Source organism: Gemmatimonadota bacterium (genome assembly GCA_009838645.1).
Taxonomy (GTDB): Bacteria; JAAXHH01; JAAXHH01; order JAAXHH01; family JAAXHH01; genus JAAXHH01.
Genome location: VXRC01000017.1, coordinates 18305 through 40518 on the forward strand (window position 1 = coordinate 18305; position 22214 = coordinate 40518).

General features: G+C 63.6%; 18 protein-coding genes. 8 read left to right on the top strand and 10 right to left on the bottom strand.

Features of this window, described 5'->3' with window-relative positions; genetic code table 11:
* Nucleotides 1-27 precede the first annotated feature (27 nt).
* Nucleotides 28-1377 carry a sulfatase-like hydrolase/transferase gene (locus F4Y38_04810; GenBank protein MXY48607.1) on the top strand — a complete coding sequence of 450 codons (1350 nt, stop codon included), beginning with the start codon at nucleotides 28-30 and terminating at the stop codon, nucleotides 1375-1377.
* Nucleotides 1353-3305: a hypothetical protein gene (locus F4Y38_04815; GenBank protein MXY48608.1), complete on the top strand. Its 1953-nt coding sequence runs from the start codon at nucleotides 1353-1355 to the stop codon at nucleotides 3303-3305. The genes F4Y38_04810 and F4Y38_04815 overlap by 25 nt, the downstream gene beginning before the upstream one ends.
* 17 nt (nucleotides 3306-3322) lie before the next feature.
* Here F4Y38_04815 and F4Y38_04820 read toward each other — a convergent pair whose 3' ends face one another.
* The 4 genes from F4Y38_04820 to F4Y38_04835 form a co-directional block, all read right to left on the bottom strand.
* Nucleotides 3323-4723, bottom strand: a complete 1401-nt coding sequence (locus tag F4Y38_04820; protein MXY48609.1) for a phytanoyl-CoA dioxygenase — start codon at nucleotides 4721-4723, stop codon at nucleotides 3323-3325.
* Between the two features lie 131 nt (nucleotides 4724-4854).
* A complete protein-coding gene (locus F4Y38_04825; protein ID MXY48610.1) occupies nucleotides 4855-5592 on the bottom strand; it encodes a hypothetical protein in 738 nt (245 codons plus the stop codon).
* A gap of 101 nt (nucleotides 5593-5693) precedes the next feature.
* Nucleotides 5694-6191 carry a dCMP deaminase family protein gene (locus F4Y38_04830; protein MXY48611.1) on the bottom strand — a complete coding sequence of 166 codons (498 nt, stop codon included), beginning with the start codon at nucleotides 6189-6191 and terminating at the stop codon, nucleotides 5694-5696.
* Nucleotides 6192-7301 (bottom strand): AI-2E family transporter, encoded by a 1110-nt coding sequence (locus F4Y38_04835; protein ID MXY48612.1) that lies wholly within the window; start codon nucleotides 7299-7301, stop codon nucleotides 6192-6194.
* 180 nt (nucleotides 7302-7481) lie between these two features.
* On the opposite strand from F4Y38_04835, the gene F4Y38_04840 reads away from it, so the two are divergent.
* On the top strand, nucleotides 7482-9134 hold the full coding sequence (locus F4Y38_04840) for a peptide ABC transporter substrate-binding protein (GenBank protein ID MXY48613.1): 1653 nt from the start codon (nucleotides 7482-7484) through the stop codon (nucleotides 9132-9134).
* Between the two features lie 30 nt (nucleotides 9135-9164).
* On the opposite strand, the gene F4Y38_04845 is transcribed toward F4Y38_04840, so the two are convergent.
* The gene (locus tag F4Y38_04845) at nucleotides 9165-10055 is read right to left on the bottom strand and encodes a diacylglycerol kinase family lipid kinase (protein MXY48614.1); all 891 of its coding nucleotides are present in this window, start codon (nucleotides 10053-10055) and stop codon (nucleotides 9165-9167) included.
* Nucleotides 10056-10339: 284 nt separating this feature from the next.
* Here F4Y38_04845 and F4Y38_04850 point away from each other — a divergent pair, with 284 nt between their 5' ends.
* Both F4Y38_04850 and F4Y38_04855 read left to right on the top strand, forming a co-directional pair.
* Nucleotides 10340-11125 carry an SDR family oxidoreductase gene (locus F4Y38_04850; protein MXY48615.1) on the top strand — a complete coding sequence of 262 codons (786 nt, stop codon included), beginning with the start codon at nucleotides 10340-10342 and terminating at the stop codon, nucleotides 11123-11125.
* 54 nt (nucleotides 11126-11179) lie between these two features.
* Nucleotides 11180-12085, top strand: coding sequence for an AEC family transporter (locus tag F4Y38_04855; GenBank protein ID MXY48616.1), 906 nt, complete (start codon nucleotides 11180-11182; stop codon nucleotides 12083-12085).
* A gap of 50 nt (nucleotides 12086-12135) precedes the next feature.
* Here the strand turns inward: F4Y38_04855 and F4Y38_04860 are convergent, their stop codons facing one another.
* The 3 genes from F4Y38_04860 to F4Y38_04870 all read right to left on the bottom strand — a co-directional run bounded on the left by F4Y38_04860 (nucleotide 12136) and on the right by F4Y38_04870 (nucleotide 15678).
* Nucleotides 12136-13467, bottom strand: coding sequence for a 4Fe-4S binding protein (locus tag F4Y38_04860; GenBank protein MXY48617.1), 1332 nt, complete (start codon nucleotides 13465-13467; stop codon nucleotides 12136-12138).
* A 122-nt stretch (nucleotides 13468-13589) separates the two neighbouring features.
* Nucleotides 13590-14894 (bottom strand): NAD(P)/FAD-dependent oxidoreductase, encoded by a 1305-nt coding sequence (locus F4Y38_04865; protein MXY48618.1) that lies wholly within the window; start codon nucleotides 14892-14894, stop codon nucleotides 13590-13592.
* Nucleotides 14878-15678 carry a hypothetical protein gene (locus F4Y38_04870; protein ID MXY48619.1) on the bottom strand — a complete coding sequence of 267 codons (801 nt, stop codon included), beginning with the start codon at nucleotides 15676-15678 and terminating at the stop codon, nucleotides 14878-14880. Before F4Y38_04870 ends, F4Y38_04865 begins: the two co-directional genes overlap by 17 nt.
* Nucleotides 15679-15906: 228 nt before the next feature.
* Here F4Y38_04870 and F4Y38_04875 point away from each other — a divergent pair, with 228 nt between their 5' ends.
* The gene (locus F4Y38_04875) at nucleotides 15907-17328 is read left to right on the top strand and encodes an amino acid permease (protein MXY48620.1); all 1422 of its coding nucleotides are present in this window, start codon (nucleotides 15907-15909) and stop codon (nucleotides 17326-17328) included.
* Between the two features lie 96 nt (nucleotides 17329-17424).
* Here the strand turns inward: F4Y38_04875 and F4Y38_04880 are convergent, their stop codons facing one another.
* Complete coding sequence (locus tag F4Y38_04880) at nucleotides 17425-19083, bottom strand: AbgT family transporter (protein MXY48621.1); 1659 nt, start codon at nucleotides 19081-19083, stop codon at nucleotides 17425-17427.
* Nucleotides 19084-19201: 118 nt separating this feature from the next.
* Nucleotides 19202-20119 carry a TIGR01777 family protein gene (locus F4Y38_04885; GenBank protein MXY48622.1) on the bottom strand — a complete coding sequence of 306 codons (918 nt, stop codon included), beginning with the start codon at nucleotides 20117-20119 and terminating at the stop codon, nucleotides 19202-19204.
* Nucleotides 20120-20351: 232 nt separating this feature from the next.
* Between F4Y38_04885 and F4Y38_04890 the strand changes: the two genes are divergently transcribed.
* Nucleotides 20352-20819 (top strand): SRPBCC family protein, encoded by a 468-nt coding sequence (locus F4Y38_04890; protein MXY48623.1) that lies wholly within the window; start codon nucleotides 20352-20354, stop codon nucleotides 20817-20819.
* A 60-nt stretch (nucleotides 20820-20879) separates the two neighbouring features.
* Nucleotides 20880-22211, top strand: coding sequence for an HlyC/CorC family transporter (locus tag F4Y38_04895; protein MXY48624.1), 1332 nt, complete (start codon nucleotides 20880-20882; stop codon nucleotides 22209-22211).
* Nucleotides 22212-22214 lie beyond the last annotated feature (3 nt).

The following is a 22214-nucleotide window of genomic DNA, read 5'->3' on the forward strand; positions in this document are numbered from 1 at the left end:
ACTTACCCAGGACACCGGTAATCCTCTTTGCGCATCGTCTTCTTCGATATCGACAGTCTGAGGCCCGACCACCTGGGTTGCTACGGTTATGGCCGGCCAACCTCCCCCGCCATCGACGAGATCGCCGCGCAGGGCATGCGTTTCGACCGGTACTACTGCGCGGACTCTCCCTGCATGCCGTCGAGGCACGGATGGATCACCGGCCGTTTCGGGATCAACAACGGCGTGGTGACCCACGGCGGTCCCGCCTCGAAGCTGCATATCCTGGAACAGCGGTACGGCGGGCCCGACGAGCGGAACCAGCTGGTCCAGAGAAGACTGCGCCAGCACGTCTACGACACGGTCTGCTTCTCTAATTTCCCCACCCGGCACTGCGCGACCTGGTTCGGGCTGGGTTGGTCGGAGTTCCATTCGCCCAACCTGAAGACGGGATCGGAGACGGCGGACGAAGTCAACGAGGCCGTGCTTCGCTGGATCGCCGCGAACGGCGGCCGGGACGATTTCCTGCTGTACATCAACTACTGGGACCCGCACCGGGTCTACGAAGCGCCCCGCGACGGGTTCGACCGCATGGCGGCCCAACCGCCGGCGGTGGACTGGCCCGACGAAGAAGCGATACGCGGCCACCAGGATATCGACGGATGGTTTACCGCGTCCCACCTCTTTCCCGGGGACCGGCCGAGCCCCACGGCGAACATGCCGGACGCCATCCGGAACACGGACGACCTGAATCACATGGTGACCGGGTATGACGCGGAAATCCGCTACTCCGACCATCACGTTCAGCAGGTGCTGGACGCCCTGGGCGACCTGAACGACACCGCGGTCATCATCTCGGCGGATCACGGCGAAGCCATGGGGGAGCACGGCATCTACGGCGATCACGTCTGCGCCGATGAGTGCATACACCGGATTCCGCTAATCATCAAGTGGCCTGGGGTGACGCCAATCGGGTCCTCCTGCGGCGATCTGCTATACAACGTGGATCTCAGCGCCACCCTGATCGACCTGGTCGGCGGGGAAGTGCCGGAATACTATGACGGACGGTCCTTCGCGGAGGGACTCGCCACCGGACAGTGCCGCCTGCACGACTACCTGGTCTGGGGCCACGGGCTGTACACGCTGCAGCGTGCGGTGCGGACGCCCGACCACCTCATGATCAGGACTTACGACGACTTCGGATACCGGTTCGACCCGGTGGCCCTGTACGACATGCGGAACGACCCGTACCAGACGCAGAACCTGGCCGATCACCAACCGGAAATCCTGCACAGGATGGATCACTATCTGTCGGAATGGCTGCACGAACAGCGGGTCAAGCCCTACGCCATCCCCGATCCCATGGAGGTCGTGTGGCAGGAACGCCAAACTCCGTAATCACGTCGCGGTCCCTCGCCACGGGCCTCGTCCTGGCCATCGTCCTCAACCTCTGGGTGACCTACGGGACCTATATCCTGCACTCGTCCCGCATGTCGGTGGCCCACCTGCCCATCTCCGCCCTGGCCCTGTTTCTGCTCGTCGTATTCGTATACAATCCCTTCGTCCGGGGCATCGCCCAAAGGGCCGCCTTCACCGGCCGCGAACTGGCGCTGATCTTCTGCATCCTGCTCATTTCGAGCCTTATACCCGGCAAGGCCTTCGTTTCGTACTTCCTGACCATCATTTCGACGCCCTTTTATTTCGCCCAGCCCGAGAACCAGTGGGTGGAGCTGTTCCACCCCTATCTTCCGGGATGGCTCGTGGCGAGCAACCAGAACAACGCCATGGGATGGTTCTACGAAGGATTGCCTCCGGGCGGGACCATACCCTGGTCGCCCTGGATCATACCCGTTGCCTGGTGGATGAGCTTCTTCGTCGCGATATTCGTCGTCGGCGCCTGCGTGGCGACCATATTCCGGAAACAGTGGGTGGATTACGAGCGGCTCACCTTTCCGCTGGTACAGGTCCCCCGGGAGCTCATTGCCGGGGACCAGTCGCCCGGCCGCTGGCCGAACCTGGTCTACGACCGCCTCTTCCAGATCGGATTCGGCCTCGCGCTGGCCGTCGCGGTCTGGAACATCTTCTCCTTCGCCCTGGTCGTACCGCAGCTGCCCGTGGGCACCTTCTTGGAGACGCCGCTCCAGCTGAGCCCGATGTTCCCCTCCATCCCCCTGCGCATCAGCCCCTACATGCTCTGCTTCGGGTATTTCATCAACATCGACATCCTCCTGAGCATCTGGGTCTTCTTCATGCTGGGTCTCTTCGAGATCGGCGCGCTGAATTTCATCGGGCTCAACACGGCCAGCAGCGGTCCCGGCGGCAGCGGCGGCGTCAACGCCCAGTTCTTCGGCGGGTTCCTCGTGTACGTGGGGTACAGCCTCTGGACCGCGCGTCGGCACCTGGAGGGGGTGTTCAGAAAAGCGTTCGGACGTGATGCCGGGAATGAAGTCGGACCGGACGATTCGAAGGAGCTCGTATCATACCGGACCGCCGTGATCGGGTTGCTGCTGGGATCCGCCTTCATCTGCGCCTGGCTTTACCAGTCCGGTCTGTCTCTGCCGGTCATGGCCGTGTTCCTGGCCTTCCTGTTCATTCTCTACTTCGGCACCACGAAGGTCATCGCGGAAACGGGCGTGGTGTTTCTCGACCTGCCCGTGAACGCCCACCAGATCACGGTGCTGTCCCTGGGATCTGGAAATGTGCCGGGACCGAGCCTCACGTCACTGGGCCTGGCGAGCGCCTACGCGCGGAACTGGCGCGGACTGGGGATGGGATCGGTCGTGCTGGCCGACCGCCTGACCGATGGCTTCTGGCCGCGGAAGAAGGGGCTGCTGCTCGTGCTCACCGCCACCTTCCTGGTGAGCATGGTCACGGCGCTGGCTTACTCGATCCAGTCGGGATATGCGATCGGGGCGTACAACTTCGGAGGCGGGGCGTTCACCAATCTGAACACACACTACTATGAAGAGATCGTGACCTGGATGAAGAACCCGCTGTCCCTGGGGCAGAACGAGCCCTGGTTCATGGCGGCGGGCGCGGTGATCTTCCTGGCCCTGCTGAAACTCAGGCACTGGCTGGTCTGGTGGCCCCTCGCCCCGGTGGGATTCGCCATCTGCTTCGCCAGCAATATCCGGGACTCGATCCTGTCCGTCTTCCTCGCCTGGCTCGTCAAGTTCATCCTGCTGAAGGTCGGCACGAACGCATACCGCACGGGCCAGCGGTTCTTCCTGGGCGTGCTGCTAGGATACACCCTGGGCATCGTCCTGTCCTTCATCGCCGATGCCCTGTTCTATCCCGGACAGGGCCACATGATGCACGACTGGTAGCAGGCGGTTACCGGCCGCTAGTACGTACTCTTCGCCGTCGTCAGGGGACACCACCGCGAGGCCTGCAGCCAGTGCAGCAGCGTGCGCAGTGCCTCCGGCGTGCCGATCTGTTCAAGGGCGATGGCGGCCTGGCCCTGCACGTACCGGTTTTCATCGTAGCACGCGTCCGCGAGATGCGGAATGGCCGTCTGGGCCTCGTCCCCGAACCGGGCCAGCGCGTAGGCGCTCCTGGAACGCACCTGCTCGTCCTCGTCCTTCATCATGCCGACCAGCGCGGGAACGGACGCATCCGCGGCCAGCTTGATCTGGCCCAGGGCATCGGCCACGTTTTGGCGGACAAAGGGCGACGGGTCGTCTGTCAGATCTGCCAGGCGCCCCGCAACCGAAGGGTTGTGGTGCCGGATGTCTCCGAGGGCGTAGACCGCGTAGCCCCGGACGCGTTCGTTTCCGTGTCCGAGCAGGGAGACCAGCGGTTCGACGGCCGCGGCGCCCAGCGCGCCGAGCCCGTAGCACGCTTCCCGCCGGACTTCGTCCTGTTCGTGCTGAATCGCCTCGAGGAGATGCGGAAGCGCGGCCTCACCGCACTCCGCCAGGGTATAGGCCGCGTGCAGGCGCTTCTGTTCGAGTTCGTGGGTCAGATCGCCGGCGAGCGCTTCGACGTGTTCCGCGCCTTCCCGCCGGGTCCCGGCCGACCAGTTTCCGGCAAGCCAGTGCCACATGTTCCGCCACATGGCGCTCCGGGGATCTTCCGACAGGTTTCCGAGGTCGATATCATCGCATTGCCGGTTCCACCACGGGCGCTCGGGCTCCGACATCCGCGTGAACTGGAACTTCATCATGTACCGGACCTTGTCCGTCTGGTTCGGAAACGCCCGGTGCCATAGATCGAAGTGTATGATGGTAACGGTTCCCGCCTTGCCGCTTGCGGGGAACCCGTCGGGGACGGACCCGTTCCCGCCGACCGTCTCCTCGCGGGACTCGACGTAGTGGCTGCCCGGTATCACCCCCGTCGGACCGATTTCCACCGGGGTGTCCTGGGGATAGTACATGGCCATGATCCAGCGCGGATGGTGGTCCCGCACCTTGGTATATCCCCAGTAGCTGTCCTTGTGCCAGGCGCCTCCCCGGCTGTTCGGCGGGTTCACGTGCGGGTGGCGGTGGGCGTGCATGACGTAGTCCGGTCCAAGCAGGCTCGTCAGCGCGCCCTGCACCCTGGGATCGTCGTAGACCTGTTGGATCTCGGGCACACGAGGCAGCAGGTTGTTTCCCGGATTCCCGTCTTCGTCGATGATCGCCTTCGTTTTCTCGTATATGTCATCATGCAGCGCGGCCGGCTTTTCCACGCTGATCACGTGATAGCCGTTCACGATGAAGTCGCGCATGGCGTCATCGTCGAAAAGGTAGGTTCTGTCCACCATGAGTCACTGCTCCTTTTTAGTATGGCTCCCTTTGGCATGGCGGCCGGCCAGGACGGTCGCCATCCACGATGGTCGACATGACGGGCCCCACACGGTTCGTTCGAGTCGCGATAGCGACCAGATGCAATCTTTCATCCATCAGTGAAGCAGACCGACATATCTTCAAGAAACGCTTCAGGTTCCACGGGTTTAAACCGGTTCTCGAACCACGGCCGGGAGGTCATTTCCGTGTCGCCAAGCTTCTCCACGCTTCCACGAGGCAGACGTTCCAGGCTCTCCCTGATGACGTCCGCGGCAGACCCCGATGCCCGGACTTCCAGGTTCCCATCCTCGCAGTCGTAAAACCAGACGGATTTCAGCCTTCCGCTCAACAGTCTGTACGCATAATGCGAAAGCGGTTCATCCACGGTACCGGGTTTGAATGAAGCCGGCCAGAACAGGCGGTTGACCTGGAGGCGGAATGCCGTCTCGAGCATGCCGGCCGGCGTCGCCGGACAGAGATGCCAGTTGGTTTCCGGCCAGACGTCAAGCCATCCCCAGGCACTTCCCATCTCCGGGATGGAGAGGTCCCGGTCACCGCTTCGCGTGTGAACGCGCCCATCCCGTCCCCCGATGAACACGTGATGCTGGGGATAATTGAAGAACTCGCTCCCTTGCAACCGGAGGCAGTCGTAGAACCCGGTCGCCAGGCCGAGGACGGCGCCGGCCAACCCGAACACGCCGTCTTCCAACCGGGGTGAGACCAGTCCCACGCGGTCCTGCGGATGGTAATCGGGATACGCTTCGGAAAAGGACAGGACTTCCGACTTCGAATCCTGCCGCCGGCGATAGAAGAAGTTCGATTGCGTTATGCGTTCGCTGGTATGCAAAACATCACCCGTTTCGCACGTATGATGTTCCTTATTGATTCGCCGCGTAATTACCGGACTAGCCGGCTGCGCGTCAAGCAGAATATCCCAGGCTCATGCGGTTACGGGACCGAGTCCACGACGGTTTCCGGATGCTCGTCCAGCTTCAATTCGACCATCTCGATACCGGATTCCTCCACCAGCCAGTCATACACCTTTTCGACGGACTTCGTGTAGGCGTACTCCTCTGCGTAGACCACCCGGCGAATCCCCGCCTGGATGGACTTTTTAAGACAGCCCAGGCAGGGCTTGTTGGTCGTGTAGAGCGTGGCGCCGCTCGTCGACGACCCGTGGCGCGCGGCGAAGACGATGGCGTTTTCCTCGGCGTGTATGCAGACGCATTCGTCGAGGTTCGCGCCGGACGGCCCGTCCGAGTTGCATCGCTTGCATCCGCCGTCGAAGCAGTTGGGTATGCCCATGGGGGTGCCGTTGTAGCCCGTGCTGGTGATGATCTTTTCGTTCACGATCACGGCGCCGATGTGCCGGCGAATGCAGTTCGATCGCGCCGAAACGGCATAGGCGATGCGCAGGAAATACTCGTCCCAGGAGATTCTATCCATTCACTGCTCCTTCACCGGTTGAGATCCCTTCAGAAACCGTTTGTAGTACGAGTGGGCAAGGAACGTCACCGGCAGCGCGATCAGCAGCCCCAGGATACCCAGCAGTTTTCCCCAGATGGACAGGGAAAGGAGGATCACGGCCGGGTTGAACCCGGTTGCCTTGCCCATAATTCTGGGCACCAGGATGGCGTCCTGGATGACCTGTACGACGGCGAACACGGCCAGGACGAGGACGAGCATGATCCAGATGCTCTCGCCGGCGCCCAGGGCTCCGACAATCGCGAAAAGCACCGCCGGGATGAGGCCCACGACCTGCAGGTAGGGCACCATGTTGAGCAGCCCGATGAAAAGGCCCAGCAAAATCCCCATGGGCAGGCCGATCAGCCAGAAGCCCAGCGCGAAGAGCAGTCCGACGATGAAGGCGATGAGGGCCTGGGCGCGGAAATAGACCCGCATGGCCCTCGTAAAGTCGGATACGACGTCGAGTACGACCTGCCGGTACTGGTCGGGGATCAGTTCCTTCCAGCCTTCGGAGATCTCGTCGAAGTCCAACAGGATGAAAACCAGGTAGAGCAGGATGACGATGACGACCGCGAGCCCGATGATGAAGCTGATGGTGCCTGAGAATACCCCCCAGATGCCGGGCAGGACCTGTTGAAAGAACAGCCGGATGTTTTCGAAGTTCAGCAGCTGGACCAGTTCTTCAAACCGGACCAGGTCCGCGATGTATATCCTGATTTCCTCCGGAACATAGTCCTGCAGTCTCGCCTGCCACTGGTCCGCGTCCACCAGCCCGGAGAGCAGCCGCTGCATCTGCGCGACTTCGGACACGACCATCGGGATCAGGAGGGAAAGGAACAGGACCACGGCGGCGAGGATGATCGTCAGGCTCAGCAGTACGGAGACGATTCGTTGCTTGAAGGGCAGTTTCCGTTGCAGCCAGGAAGTCAGGGGATTGATCAGGTAGGCGAGCAGCAGTGCGACGGCAAAGGGTATGAGCACGTCGCTCAGATAAGCGACAAGGGTGATCAACAGCCAGATCACGCCCACGGCGATTGCGATGCGGACTACGCGGTCGAAGGTAATGGGGCTTTCGGACAGCATGAGCATGACCCGGGATGGAACACCGATCTTGACGAAAACGCCGTGTAATCAAGTAGGCGCGGTGATGGCGGATGTCAAGCAAATACAGGACGACGGACAATCTCTTGACCTGCCTTCGCCGGCGGGCCTATATTGACCGCTCATCGACGGTACAGACGACTCAGAATCAGCTAACCCCGGAATCCCATGCACAAGGTACTTTCCGTACTTTCCGTCCTGCTGCTGGCCGCGGCCATCCTGGCGCCGGCCGGTGTTTCCCATGCCCAGTACACGAATTCCGTCGGCGTCGCGCTTCCGGCCGACGCGGCGCCGCCCGACCGGCAGGTATTCCGGGTGATGAGCCCGGAACCGCGCAGCCTCGACATCCAGATCAATCTGTACGACGGGGAATCCACGCTCCTCCCCTTCGAGACCCTGCTCATCCGGGACGAACTCTGGCAGCCCATTCCAGGCGCCGCCACCCACTATGACGTCTCCGACGACGCCATGGAATGGACGTTCCACCTGCGGCCCGGCGCCCGGTGGAGCGACGGCAGGCCCGTAACGGCCCACGACTTCGTCTTTGCTTTCAGACGGATGCTGGATCCGGCCAACGCCAATCCCTACGCCTTCTTCTACTACGACATAAGGAACGCGAAGGCCATCAGCCTCGGAGAGATCACCGACCTGACCCGGCTCGGGGTCCGCGCCGTCGACGATCTCACACTCCAGGTGGAAATGGAGCGCGGCGCGCCCCATTTCCCCCACGTGGTATCCTTCGGACTGGCGTACCCGGCGCCGCGCTGGGCCGTGGAAAAACACGGACGGAAGTGGACCGAGGTCGACAATATCGTGTCGAACTCCGGTTTCAGGATGGCCGAGTGGGCCACGGGCAGCCACATGACCTTCGTCCCCGATCCCATGTACAACGGCCCCCACAAGCCCCTGCTGGAAAAGGTCATCCATCCATTCCGCTACGCGGCGGCACAGACCGTCCTGGCCTATGAGAACAACGAGGTGGACGTGGAGACGGTCGATATCAACGACATGGACCGGATAGAACGGCATCCCGTACTGAGCCGGGAACTCGTGAAGACGCCGGGAAGAACGACCTGGTACCTGTTCTTCAAGGTAGCGGAGCCGCCCTTCGACGACATCCGCGTGAGAGAAGCCTTCGCCCGGGCGCTGGACCGGGACGCGATTTGCCGGGTCGTCCTCAGGGGCGCGGCGGCGCCGGCCTATTCCATGATGCCGCCCGACTTCAAGGAATACAACGGCGACGCGATGAAACCGTACCAGGCATTCGATCCGGCCCGCGCGAAGGCGCTGATGCGTGAGGCCGGCTATCCGAACGGCAGGGGGTTTCCGAGACAGGAAATGTGGTTGCGCGCGCCGACGCCGTCCATGAAGATGGCCGGCGAGGCCATTCAAAGCATGCTGATGGAACACCTGGGGGTCAACGTCACCGTTCGTACGCTCGACCGGACGGCCTACATGAGCAAGCTGTACAACTGGGAAATGGACTTCGGCTTTCTCCGGTTCGTCGCCGATTACATGGATCCACGCAACATGCTCGACATGACGTGGCACTCCCAGCCGAAAGGCGCGGGACGGCACGACTGGGCACGGCCCGAATTCGACGCGCTGGTCGAGAGAGCCGGGGCCGCACTGGACCCGGCCATGCGAACGGACCTCTACAGGCAGGCGGAGGAGATACTCGTGGGGGACTACGCCGCCGCCTTCGTCTTCCATCCCCTGACGCTTCAGCTCCGCAAGTCCAGCCTCAAGGGCTATTCCAGGGATTACGACGGGATCGTGGGCGCCCTCATGTATTCCCGGCTATACAAGACACGGGAGTAGGGGAGAGTAACACCGAATACCGTTCACCGTTCAGACCGAGGGAACCGGACAGGCGACCCGCAACGCGCCGGGCACCGCGATGATCTCCGCGGGAGTCTCGCCTGCGGGCTCGCCGTCGGCGAACAGTACGACCGGCCGCTCCGTTTCCATGCTCAGACGGCCCGTCCTGTAGGAAAAGATGTCGGGGTGGGTCAGGTGTCCGCCCCAGTATACCCGGGGAAACACGCGCAGGATGCGGCCCGCGCTCATCATGCGAACGAGGCAGATGTCGAGGGCACCGTCCACCGGGCTGGCGTTCGGCACGATCCTGATCCCGCCGCCGTACGTGCTGGTATTCCCGGTGGCCGCGAGCAGGACCGTCTGGTCGATGGTGCCGAAGTCTCCGGTCATGCGCAGGGCCACGCCGCGATAGACGCGAAGCATGCGCGCCAGGCCCCAGAGATAGGCCGCCGTGCCCTTGAACGGAACCTGCCCTTCGTACACCAGCCTGGCCACCTCCGAATCGAATCCCAGCGTCACCACCGTCGCGAAGTACCGGTCGTTCACCTTGCCCAGGTCGAAGGGACGGACATAGCCCTGCTGCAGGACGGATGCGGCCTTTTCGGGCGGGGACGGTATCTCCATCGCCCGGGCGAAATCGTTGCCGCGTCCGCAGGGCAGGATGCCGAGCGCGACGTCCGTTCCGGCCAGCCCGTTCACCACCTCGTGGACGGTTCCGTCGCCCCCGCAGGCGGCCACGCAGGCATACCCCTCCTGCACCGCTTCCGCCGCGAATGCTTCCGCCTCGCCCCGGGCCGAGGTAGGGCGGATCTCGACGTCCGCATGGTTTGCGGCCAACAGGTCCCGCACCCGCTCCGCGTATCTCATACCGCGTCCGCTGCCCGATGTCGGGTTCGCGACGATAAGCGTCTTACCGGTCATTTACTTTCTCCAGACGAAGTCGACTGCGCCGACCCCGCGCGCGGCGCAACACATCCCTGGACCCGGATGCGCCCGGCCGGAGCCCGGAAGCGCCCGGCCGGAGCCTGGTAGCGCCCGTCGGGTCCCCGGACCGAACATCTTGACAGGGGCAGGCCCCCGTCCTAAGATAGTGGGCTGGCCGGACAAAGCCAATGCAACCCACCGGATTGAAGGTCGCAAGGACGTATATCGCGCAAGGACCTACACCGAACAAGATCGAAATCGTCCATCATCCGGACCACGGTATGACTGACTACAGAAGGCTCTTCGATTTGACCGGCCGAAACGCGCTGGTCGTCGGCGGCGGTAGCGGCATCGGCCGCAGTTCGGCCCGGTGCCTGGCCCAGTTCGGCGCCCACGTGGTCTGCGCGGACGTGCGGCAGGTGGCGGCAGAATCCGTCCTGGCGGAGATTCGCAAGGACGGCGGCTCGGCCGAAGCGGTAACGCTGGACATGCGAGATACGGGTCAAATTCAGCGCGTGCTCGACCGGATTGCTCCCCCGGACGTCCTCGTCAGCACGCCCGGCGTCAACATACGCAAACCGCTCCTCGAGTACACCGACGAGGAGTACGACCGGGTCGTCGACCTCAACCTGAAAGGCACCTTCCGCCTGGTGCGCGAAGTCGCCCGGTCCATGTCCGAGAAGAGCGGGGGCAGTATCATCGTCTTCTCGAGTATTCGATCACAGGTCGTAGAGCCCGGCCAGGGCGTCTACGCCGCGACTAAGTCCGGCGTGGTGCTCATGATCCGCGCGCTGGCGGCCGAACTCGCCGACCGGGGCGTGCGGGCCAACGCCATTGCCCCGGGCGTGGTGGACACACCGCTGACCGCCCAGATCAAGCAGCATCCGGAGTGGTACGGCGCGTACGCCGACAAGACGATGCTCCGGCGATGGGCCAGGCCCGAAGAAATCGCGGGTGCCGTCCTCTACCTGGCTTCGGACGCCAGTTCCTACACCACCGGTTCCGTCATGTTCGTCGACGGAGGGTGGACGGCGGCGGACGGCCGCTTCGATCCCTTCGGGGGCTGACAGCCGTACAACGCACCCACGCTAGTTCATCCGAATCCCATCCCCGGCGACCCGATGCCATTCCTGAACATCCTGCTCGACATCATCGCCCCGATTTTCGTCCTCATCTCCCTCGGCTACCTGTTTCAGAAGAAATGGCATTTCGACATGCAGGCCCTGACGCGGGTCCTGCTGTACCTGGTCATGCCCGCGACCCTCGTCGTATCCCTTACCCAGTCCGAACTCTCCGCCGATTTCGTCTGGGACACGAGCGTGTTCTGCCTGCTCATGCTGGTCGCGCTCTATGTCTTGAGCCTGGCCGGCTCCCTGATCATGCGGTACCGGAAGGACATGAAGCAGGCCTTCAGCCTGTCGGTCATGTACTACAACAGCGGCAATTACGGCTTTCCGGCCAGCGAACTGGCCTTTCCCACGCTGGGCCTGGCCGTGCAGTCCATCGTCCTGGCCGTCCAGAACTTTCTCGTGTTCACCCTGGGGCTGTTCTTCGTCTCGGTCGGCCACATTTCAGCCCGGAAGGCGTTCCTGCAGTCCTTCAAGATGCCTTTCGTATACGCGCTGATCCTGGCCTTCGCCATCCGGAACTTCGGCCTGCAACTCCCCGGCTTCGTCTGGCTTCCCATCGAATACCTGGCCGAGGCGCTCGTTCCCATGGCCCTGGTCACCCTGGGCATGCAGCTGGCCCGGACCCGCATCACGCAGGCGTGGCAGGCCAGCCTGGCCTCCCTGGTATGCCGCCTGGTGATTTCCCCTCTGATCGGCTACGGACTCGTGCTTCTGCTGGACATCGATCCCAGGATCGCCCCGATCCTGGTGGTGTCCACCAGCTATCCCACCGCGATCAACACCGTGCTGATCGCCCTGGAATTCGGCAGCAGGGAGGACTTCGCGGCCAACGCCGTGTTCCTGTCCACTGTCTGCAGCATCTTCACGGTCGCGGTGGTGATCTTCCTGGTCAGGTGAGTGCCGGCCGGGCCGGTGAGCACGCCGGCCGGTCGTAGGATGTCTCCGCCTCAGACGTATCCGTCGCGGTCGCCGTACACCCGGGCGCCCTTGCTGACGGCCGTTGAGAGAGCACCCAGCGGTTTGTCGGACCCCGGGTACCGGTCATCGTGGGACGTGCCGTTCTCGAGCTTGAGCACGCCGCGGGGACACACGGCCGAGCAGACCCCGCATCCCACGCAGGAAGACCGGACGATGTTCTCTCCGCGCTCGGCGTAGGCCCGCACGTCGATCCCCATTTCGCAATAGGTGGTGCAGTTGCCGCAGGACATGCACTGGCCGCCGTTGGTCGTGATGCGGAAGCGGGAGAAGAAGCGCTGGATGATACCGAGCACCGCGGCCATCGGGCAGCCGAAACGGCACCAGACCCGGTTTCCGAGGACGGGATAGAACCCCACGCCGATGACGCCCGCGAAGACCGCGCCGATGTAGAAACCGTACCATTGCTGCAGTGGGGCGGAAATGCTGCTCAGCGCGCCTTCGGACGTGCTGCTCACCCAGAGCACGGCCGTCGTCAGGATGATCAGCAGGAGCACGGCATAGATGATCGCCCGTTCGATCTTCCACGACACGGTCGACTTGGGCGTCAGGTGCCGCCAGGGATCGCCGAGGGTCTCGGCGAGTCCGCCGCATCCGCATACCCATGAGCAATACCACCGCTTGCCGTAGTAATAGGTCAGCACAGGCGTGGCGATGAAGGAGCAGACCGCGCCCCAGAACACCATGAAAGAGCCCAGGGCGCCCGGACTGTTGACGAGGTAGTCCACGGTGCCGGGGAACAGGTAGTCGTACTTCAGCGGCCAGAAGTAGCTGAAATAGAACTCCGGTTCGTTCAGGGCGCGGAGTAAATGGGGCAGTATGAAGGCCAGCACCAATTGAAAGAACATGACCGAAATGGTCCGGATGATGTGGTAGCGGTTGTGGCGGTACCGCATGAACATGCGGAAACCGAAGAGCACCACGGCCATGGTGTAGAGAAACCCGTAGAGAAACCACTGGTTCGCCGGTTGCCCCGACAGGACCAGCGAGAGCGGCTCGACGAGCGCGATGGCGCGCGCCAGGTATTCGGGCCACCAATACAGCACGACGTAGAATCCGGTGAGCGCGATGCCCAGCGCCCAGGCGATCGCGCCGCGGTGCGTGGTGTTTCCGAACATGATACCGTCGTGCTTGATACCGGGCACGGTGTCCTTGTAGGCGAACCAGGCGTAACCGATCGTACCGGCCGACAACAGGCCGAAGGAGAGCAGGAAGGGCGTCCAGGCGCCGGCGAGGGGCATACTGCCGAGCAGGGAGACGGCGAGTGCGAGGAAACCCAGTCCGATCACGCCGGCGGAGACCATCAGGCCCGGGTTCCTGGGCGCCTCGGCCGCGGAGGCGGGTTCACCGAATCCGTCGGCCTCTTCGTCGTAGAAGTACGCGATGGTCTCCGGGTCGATCAACGTCGTTCCAGCGGGCGGTGTGCTCATGCGAGTTGCTCCTTTAACGAGCGAACGATTTCCGTCTCGTGGCGGACGAAAAATTCCGGATCGAAGTTGGCTTCTTCCAGGTGGTCCAGGACGTACTCCACGGTGCGCCGCTCGGCGATCCAGCGTTCGCACACCTCGTGGCGGGCGCGTATTCCCATGAAATTGAAGGCCTTGATGCAGCCGTCGACGCCGACGACGCGGACGGCGTGGCGGTGGGAGGGATGTTCCCAGTACAGGTGCTGCTCGCCGGGCTGTGGTGTGCTCAGTATCATGCCGTAGGTCTGGTATTCCAGGTCGAAGAACTTGGCCGAATTGAACCAGATCCCCGGATCGTATGCCGTATCCTCCCCGGCCAGCACCTCACCGGCCGCCTTGCCCTGTTTCTTTCCCGTATACCAGACCTGCTGGATCAGGTTGCGGCCTCCGTTCCGGCTGACGATTTCCGCGCAGTCTCCGGCGGCGTAGATGTCGGGGATATTGGTGCGGAAGGAATGGTCGACGAGGACGCCCCGGCCGGTTTCGATGGGGGTCGACTTGACCAGGTCCGTATTGGGCGATACGCCCGGCGTCAGGCCGACGAGCTGGCAGTCGATCCGGTCGTCGAACTCGGTGACGACCGCTTCGACCCTGCCCGAGCCGTCGTCCACGATCTCCTTCAGGTTGGTCTCCCGGATCAGGCCGATGCCCTGCTCCTCGATCAACCGGTTGATCATGCCCGACTCCTCCATGGGCAGGATGTTGCACCAGTAGGACGACTCGCGGATGAGAAAGGTGACGTGGATGTGCCTCGAATGGAGCATCTCGGCCAGTTCGATGCCGATCAGCCCGCCGCCGACGATGACCGCTTGACGGGCCTGCTCCGCGTTCTTGTAGAGCTGGCGCAGGTCTTTCAGGTTGTACAGGCCCTGAACGCCCTCGAGGTCCTGCCCCAGCCAGCCAAACTTGTTGGACTTGGCGCCGGTGGCGATCAACAATCGGTCATAGGGCAGCCGACCGTTCCGGTGCAGCACCAGCTGCTTGTCCTCGATATCGATGCCGGTGACCCAGTCCCTGACGAGGTCCAGGCGCTGGTCGCGCCAGAAACGGTCCTCGAAGGGTTTCGTCGCCTCGTAGGTCATGTGCCCCATGAAGATGTACATGAGGGCGGGGCGGGAGTAGTGGAAGGCCGATTCACCCGATACCAGCGTGATCTTCCAGTCCGGCTGAAGCTGCCTGAGCCGCGTGGCGGCCGTTACGCCGGTTACGCCGTTCCCAACGATCACGGTGTGCAATGGTCCACCTCCGTCAGGCCGTTCGCCCATAGAACAGTTTCTGTACCTCCCGGCTGTTGCGGACATTGGGCCGGTCCTTATAGCAGAACGCGGCGACGTACCGGGTTACCGGACCCTCGACGGGAGTCACCCGGTGCATGGACCGGTAGCCAACGAAGAGGATGAGCGTGCCGGGTTTCACCGCGAGCGTACGAATGTCGGGGTAGCTGCCACGCAGCACCTGGTCCACGATCTCGTAGCCGTCTCCGTCCGCGGGACGTACGTCCGGGGCGTACTCGAAAACACCGCCCGCTTCGGGCGCCTGCAGCATCAGGGTGGTCGTCGCCTCGGATTCGTCGAAGTGCCAGCCGTGATTCTGGCCCTCTCGCATCACGTTTACGGTCAGCGCGGCCAGCGGGTCCGCCATCCGGTAGTAGTGCTCCTTGTCGAGTACATCGGCGACAAAGGACAGAAGCGGATCCCAGGCGTACAGCCGGGGCAGACCGTCGGAGGGGCGGAACTGGTCGAAGGCGACCGAATCCAGCTCCGTGGCCTGGGGCCTCCGCCGCGGGTGGTCGGGCGGAAAGGCGTCGTCGTGTTCTTCCAGGTAGACGTTATGGGGTCTTCGGCACGGAAAGGCGTCCGGGGCGGCGCGGTCCACCTCGGCCACCATGCGCACCCGCGCTTCCTCCGTGACGAAGCCGGGCAGCAGGCAGGCGCTCTGGGCCGCCAGGTCGTCCCTGCACTTGGCGACCAGCGTGCGGTATGCGGCCGATCCGGGCTGGTGAATAGGGTAGGTCGTCGAGTCGATGAAGTCCAGCGCCGAATCGTTCACCTCGGGGTTCCTTTCCGCTTTGCGGTCTCGCCCGGTTGCGTCCGCCCGTGCCTGGCCGTGCCTGGTCGTGCCTGGCCGTGCCTGAACCTGCCCAGTCAGTCCCGCCTTGACTTCGGCGGGCCGTACCGGTAAAATGGACGTTCGTTTTCGACTTCTCTATGCCTGTGCCGGCGATAACCGCACCTGCCGGATGCGGCTGCCCGGCGGAACGACTTCTACCCTCAATATATGGCAATTCCGAGCGAGCAAAAAGAAAAGACTGGCCTGGTCCGCCAGCTTGGCCTTTTCGACACGACGATGATCATCATCGGCATCGTGATCGGATCGGGGATCTTCCTCACGACCGGCCTGATGGCCCGGGGCATACCATCCGCGTCGCTCATTCTCCTGGCCTGGCTGTTCGGCGGCCTGCACGCCCTAGCCGGCGCGCTGGCCTACGGTGAACTCGGAGCCGCCATGCCCCGTGCAGGCGGCCAGTACGTGTACCTCCGGGAAGCCTACGGCCCGTTCTGCGGATTCCTGTTCGGCTGGGTATCTTTCACCATGTACCTGACGGGCATCATCGCCGCCCTTGGCGTGGGATTCGCCGAATACGCGGGCTACTTCATCCCCGCGATCGGGATGACCAAGGTATTCTTCGAAACCGAAATCGCTCTGCCCGGCTGGACCTTTCCGTACGCCCTTTCCGCCGGGCACCTCTCCGCGCTCTTCCTCGTCCTCCTGCTCACGGTGGTGAACTACCGCGGCGTAAACTTCAGCAAGTACATCACAAACGTTTCCTCGGTGATCAAGGTCGCCGCGCTAGGGTTGTTCATCCTGTTCGGGCTTTGGACAGGGTCCGATCAGCCGATCGACTTTCGAATCAACGCGCAGGGGATCGACTTCGGGCAGTTGGTGGTCGCCTTCGGCGTCGCCCTGATCGCCGTGTCCTGGGCCTTTGCCGGCTGGGAGGAGGTCACCTTCGTCGCCGGCGAAGTCAGGCAGCCCGGACGGAATCTGCCGCGGGCCCTCGTCATGGGCACCGCGACCGTCACCATCGTCTACCTGCTGGTGAACTACATCTACCTGAAAGCTTTACCGGTGGGGGAAATGGCCGGGGTCGTCCGGGTAGGGGAAGCGGCCGCCAACGTGCTCTTCGGTGAAACCGGCGCCGTACTGCTGTCGGCCGCCGTCATCGTGTCCATCGTCGGCGCGCTGAACGCCACCGTCCTGGTGGGCCCCCGCGTCTATTTCGCCATGGCGAGGGACGGGCTGTTCTTCAGGCGGGCGGGATCGGTCCATCCCAGGTTCCGCACGCCGGGGCCGGCGGTGGTGTTTCAGGCGGCCTGGGCCTGCGTGCTCACCCTGAGTGGCACCTTCGAAGACCTGATCACCTTCGTCACCTTCGCCAATCTAATGCTGTGGATCGCCGGCGCCGCCGCGGTATTCACGCTTCGCAGGAAACGGCCCGACCTGCCCAGGCCCTACCGCGCCTGGGGCTACCCGGTCGTCCCCCTGCTGTTCATCGCCGGTTCCGCCGGTATTCTCGCCAACATGCTCTTCGAGACGCCCGTCGAATCCATCGCGGGTCTCGCGCTGACCGCCCTGGGTGTCCCCGCCTACCTGTTCCTGCGACGTCGCACGCCTGCGCCGTCAGCAACAGACAGCTAGGCCGGTCCGTCCGTGACTGGCTGGCCTGCGGGCGTCAATCGTGTTCTCCTGTCAGACAGGTCTGCCTCGACTGGGTTTCCTCGACTGGACCGCCAATCAGGGTATGTAGACCAGTCCGCCCGCGGGTCCGAGGGGGATGCCCATCGCCATCCAGGCCACGAGGAGAACCGTCCAGATGACGGCGAATACCACAGTGTAGGGAAGCATCGTGGTGATCAGCGTCCCCATGCCCCCCCTGGGCACGAACTGGCGCATGAAGACCAAGATGATCACCAGGTAGGGGTTCAGGGGCGTGATGATGTTGCTTACGGAGTCGCCGATCCGGTAGGCCGCCTGTGTCAGCTCGGGACTGATGCCCACCATCATGAACATGGGGATGAAGATCGGCGCGAATAGGGCGTACTTGGCGGACATGGAGCCAATCAGCAAATTGAACGCCAGCGTGACGAGGATAAAGGCGATCATCAGCATCCACGCCGGCATCTGCGCCTGGCCGAGGGCCTGGCCGCCGGCCATCGCCAGCATCTGGCCGAGTCCCGAATACTGGAAGTAGGCGATGAACTGGGCGGCGAAGAAGGCCAGGACGATGATCGGGGCCATGGTGGCGATCGTTTCGATGAGCAGCCGGGCCGCGTCCTTGTCGCTCTTGATAGCGCCTACCGAGATCCCGTACACGATGCCGGGCAGGATGAAACAGAAAAGCAGCAGGGGTACGATGGCCTCCACCCACCGGTCGAACAGACTGCCGGTGCCGTGCAGCGGAGCGCCGGGCCACAGGATCATGAACACGATGGCCGAAAGTACCGCCAGGAACGCCAGGGACGCCCGGGCCATGCCCCGCTTCTCCACGGCGGTCAGGGCGTGTTCTTCCGGACCGTCAGACGACGCGGGCGCGGGGCCGCCTTCCTCGGGCGGCTTGCCCGCCAGGCGCCGCTCGACGAACCAGGCCGTGACGAGCCATCCCGCCAGGGTCATGACGACCGTCGACACGATCATGAAATACCAGTTGCACGTGGCAGCGACCTGGTAGGCCGCGTCGATCGTCTGCGCCCCGGCCGTGGACAGGCCGGCCAGCAGTGGATCCAGGCCCGTCACGAAAAGGTTGGCGTTGAATCCCGCGGACACCCCCGCGAATACGGCGGCAAGTCCGGCCAGCGGCGACCGGCCAACCGCCTTGTACAGCGCGGCCGCGAGGGGTGGAAGTATGACGTATCCGGCGTCGAGCGTCATGGACGACATGATGCCGATGAAGACCATGGCCGGGGTCAGCAACCGGCCCGGGACCGCCAGCATGAACGCCTTGAGCAGGGCGCCGATCATGCCTGTCCGCTCCGCCACGCCGATGCCCAGCATCCCGACCAGCACGACGCCGAGAGGCGGAAACCGCATGAAGTTCTCCACCATGTTGGCCACGACCCAGAAGAGCCCGTCTCGGGAAAGCAGGCTGGTGGACCTGAAAGTCTCCCCCGTCTCGTGCCATTCCACGCCGGTCGAACCGTCGGGCAGGACCACCTGTTCCGGCAGGCGCTGGACCACGGTCCACTGGCCGCGGGCCGCGATGTCGGAGAGGACGATGATGAACAGTGCGCCGATCAGGAAGAGCGTCGCGGGATCCGGCAGGCGGTTCCCGACCCGCTCGATGGCGTCGAGGAATCCGCCTGTAGGTGCAGCGCCCGCGGGTGTCGCTCCCGCCGGTGCTGCGCCCGCGGGTGCCGGTTGCTGCTGCGGGGGTGGTTGCCGATTATCGGTATTCATGGCCCTTCCGTGGCGTTTATTGTGGCGAGAGGTACCGCCGAGGCGGGAGGCGCCGCCGTCGCGGGAGGCGCCGCCGTCGCGGGAGGCGCCGCCATCATGGTGATTCGGTCCGGCCTGCTCAGTGCGCGGATCTCGAAGACTTCGCCCGCAACAGGTCGTTCAGCGCAGCCTCCAGGTCCCCTTGTTCGAACTGGAAACCCGATTCCAAAAGCTGTTCGGGTACGACACGCGCGCTCGAGAGCAGCAGGTCGCTTCCCATTTGGCCGAACAACAGGCGGACGGCGAAGGCGGGTACCGAAAAAGGGGTCGGACGATGCAGCACCCGGCCCAGCGTCCGGGTAAATTCCGCGTTGGTGACGGGTTGCGGAGAAACCGCGTTCACGGGACCGGCCAGCACATCCGACTCCAGGGCGTAACGGATGACGGAAACCAGGTCGTCCCGGGTGATCCAGTTCATGTACTGGCGCCCGTCCCCGACCTTTCCGCCCAAAGCCAGCCGGAAGGGCGCACGCATGGCGGCCAGCGCGCCACCCTCCGGGGTCAGCACCATGCCGATGCGAAGGTTGACGACGCGGATCCCGGCGTCTCGGGCCGGTTCCGTCGCCGCTTCCCACTTCCGGCTCACCGTCGGCAGAAACCCGTCCCCCGGCGGCGACGCCTCCCCGAGCGGTTCGTCGCCTCGGTGGCCGTAATAACCGGTGGCCGACGCGCACACCAGGACCGAAGGCGGCGACGCCATCCCGGCGAGAAACGTGCACAGGTTGCGTGTGGGGCCGACGCGGCTGTCCCGGATCCGAGCCTTCTTGGCCTCGGTCCACCGTCCCAGGATCGACTCGCCCGCCAGATGGACAATGGCGTCAATGGAACCGGATTCGTCCCATTCAAAGACGCCTTCCGAGGTGGACCAATAGACCGCCTTGTCGCCGGCCAGGTCCCTGGACCGGACCATGCGAAGGACGCGATGGCCCCGCTGCTCGAGGCAGGGGATCAGCCGGCGGCCGATCAACCCCGATCCGCCGGTAACGAGTGTGGTCATAGTGTGGCGAAAGTTAAAACCGGCACGGCAAGGTGTCAAGGCCGGGGAGACCGCCCGACCTGGCTGCCCGGCCTCCCAGCCCGGCTAATGTGGTTTGACTCGCTTCGACGATTCCCGTAGTATCCAGATAGCGCGGTTGCGTTCCGTGCCGGTCGCCCGTAGACGCCATGGACCGGCCGCGCCTTGACTGCATTGACAGGAAGGGAAACCCGGACTGGAGCGCTGAATTCCCATGCACGTCTACCGGTTGCATCGCACGCAGATCCTGCCCGTATCCCTGGATGCCGCCTGGGATTTCCTGTGCCGGCCCGAGCACCTGCGCGACCTGACCTCTCCGGGTGTCCGGCTGACCGTGACTTCCGATCTCCCGGACCGCATGTACCCGGGTCTCCTCATCACGTACCGGCTCGGACTCTACTCGATGTTCTACTTTAACTGGGTCACGGAAATCACTCAGGCAGAACCACTTAGCTACTTTATTGATGAACAGCGATCGGGTCCGTACAGGTTCTGGCACCATGAACACCGGCTGCGTTCCGTGGAGGGCGGAGTGGAAATGGATGACCTGGTCCATTATGCCTTGCCATTTGGTGTGCTGGGCCGTATGGTACATGCGGCGATCGTGAAGAACCAGCTCAACGCCATTTTCGACTACCGGCGCGAAGCCCTCGCCGATAGATTCGGTACTCCCGTTCGCTGAGGGTTCATACGTTCCCAACGACCAACACAGACTGACTTCTCTCCGTAAATCCCCGGTACCATGAACGACCTCATTATCGTACTTCTGCTGGTCGCGTTCAACGGCTTCTTCGTAGCCGCGGAATTCGCCCTGGTCAAGATCCGGATGGCCGAAATCGAGGTCATGGTCCAGGATGGAAGCCGAATCGCGCAGACCGTCCGGAATATACTGCAGAACCTGGACACCTATCTTTCCTCGTGCCAGCTGGGGGTAACGCTTGGAAGCCTGGGCCTGGGCTGGTTCAGCGAACGGACGGTGGCCGCCCTGCTGGAACCGCTCGTGCTGTCACTGGGTTTTTCCGCGGCGACCGCCCATCTCATCGCGATCCCGCTCGCTCTCGTGGTGATGACTTTCCTGCTCATCACGGCCGGCGAGCTCGTGCCCAAGTTCGTCGCCCTGCAGAAGTACCGGCAGGTGGCGCTGGTCATCGGCATTCCCCTCGTCGTGTTCTACCGGGTGTTCAGGCCCTTCATCTGGCTGCTGAACGTAAGCGCGAATCTCATGCTTAGATGCCTGGGCATCCGGGTGATCGACGCGCACGGGGAATCGTTCACCGAATCGGAACTGCGCATCGCCCTGGTCAGCATGGTGGCCGGCGGGCACGTCTCCCGTCGGGAACGCCGGATCATGGAAAACGTGCTCGACCTCGAGGAAAAGGTGGCCCGGCGCTACATGCTACCCCGCAACCAGATCGTGTTCGTGAACCAGAACGACCCCACCGAAGAGAAACTGCGCGTCGTGGCCGAATCCGGACACACGCGCTTCCCGCTCTGTGACGAGGATCTGGACCAGATCATCGGGATCATTCACGTCAAGGACCTCATGAAGGGCCTTTACGACGAAGACCAGTTCGCCTCCCTGGAAAGTATCGCCCGCGAACCGCTGTTCCTGCCCGAGACCATCCGCCTCGACGCGCTGCTCCTGGAGTTCCAGCGGCGCAATTCCGTACTGGCCGTCCTGGTGGACGAGTTCGGAACGGTTTCCGGGATGATCACGCTGGAGAACGTACTGGAAGAACTGGTGGGCCCGATTCAGGATGAATTCGACAGCGAAGCGCCGCTTATCGTGCGGACGGGACCTCACCGGTTCGAGGTCGATGCCAGTTGCCCCGTCGACCAGGTCGTCCGCGCCTGCGGCCTGGAACTGCCCGATGAACTGACTTCGGATACCACGGGCGGGGTCATGACCGAACTGCTCGGCCACATCCCCAGGCAGGGAGAACAGGTCCGCGCCGGCACACACCTGATGACGGCGCTGCGCGTGGAGCCGACCCGCGTCCAGCGGCTCAGGATCGACCGCATGGCCGGCATGCCCGATGCGGCGGATGCGAATGCGGGAAACGGTCAGGGGTAAGCG

Bases quoted from the DNA above. Each gene is read 5' to 3' on its own strand.
- F4Y38_04860 (MXY48617.1), bottom strand. From the start codon at position 13,467: ATGGTCTCCGCCGGCGTGATCGGACTGGGTTTCCTCGCACTCGCCGTC.
- F4Y38_04835 (MXY48612.1), bottom strand. From the start codon at position 7,301: ATGCTCATGCTGTCCGAAAGCCCCATTACCTTCGACCGCGTAGTCCGC.
- F4Y38_04820 (MXY48609.1), bottom strand. From the start codon at position 4,723: ATGGTGGACAGAACCTACCTTTTCGACGATGACGCCATGCGCGACTTC.
- F4Y38_04855 (MXY48616.1), top strand. From the start codon at position 11,180: ATGCCATTCCTGAACATCCTGCTCGACATCATCGCCCCGATTTTCGTC.
- F4Y38_04880 (MXY48621.1), bottom strand. From the start codon at position 19,083: ATGAATACCGATAATCGGCAACCACCCCCGCAGCAGCAACCGGCACCC.
- F4Y38_04840 (MXY48613.1), top strand. From the start codon at position 7,482: ATGCACAAGGTACTTTCCGTACTTTCCGTCCTGCTGCTGGCCGCGGCC.
- F4Y38_04845 (MXY48614.1), bottom strand. From the start codon at position 10,055: ATGACCGGTAAGACGCTTATCGTCGCGAACCCGACATCGGGCAGCGGA.
- F4Y38_04890 (MXY48623.1), top strand. From the start codon at position 20,352: ATGCACGTCTACCGGTTGCATCGCACGCAGATCCTGCCCGTATCCCTG.
- F4Y38_04865 (MXY48618.1), bottom strand. From the start codon at position 14,894: ATGGGCGAACGGCCTGACGGAGGTGGACCATTGCACACCGTGATCGTT.
- F4Y38_04830 (MXY48611.1), bottom strand. From the start codon at position 6,191: ATGGATAGAATCTCCTGGGACGAGTATTTCCTGCGCATCGCCTATGCC.
- F4Y38_04875 (MXY48620.1), top strand. From the start codon at position 15,907: ATGGCAATTCCGAGCGAGCAAAAAGAAAAGACTGGCCTGGTCCGCCAG.
- F4Y38_04895 (MXY48624.1), top strand. From the start codon at position 20,880: ATGAACGACCTCATTATCGTACTTCTGCTGGTCGCGTTCAACGGCTTC.
- F4Y38_04885 (MXY48622.1), bottom strand. From the start codon at position 20,119: ATGACCACACTCGTTACCGGCGGATCGGGGTTGATCGGCCGCCGGCTG.
- F4Y38_04850 (MXY48615.1), top strand. From the start codon at position 10,340: ATGACTGACTACAGAAGGCTCTTCGATTTGACCGGCCGAAACGCGCTG.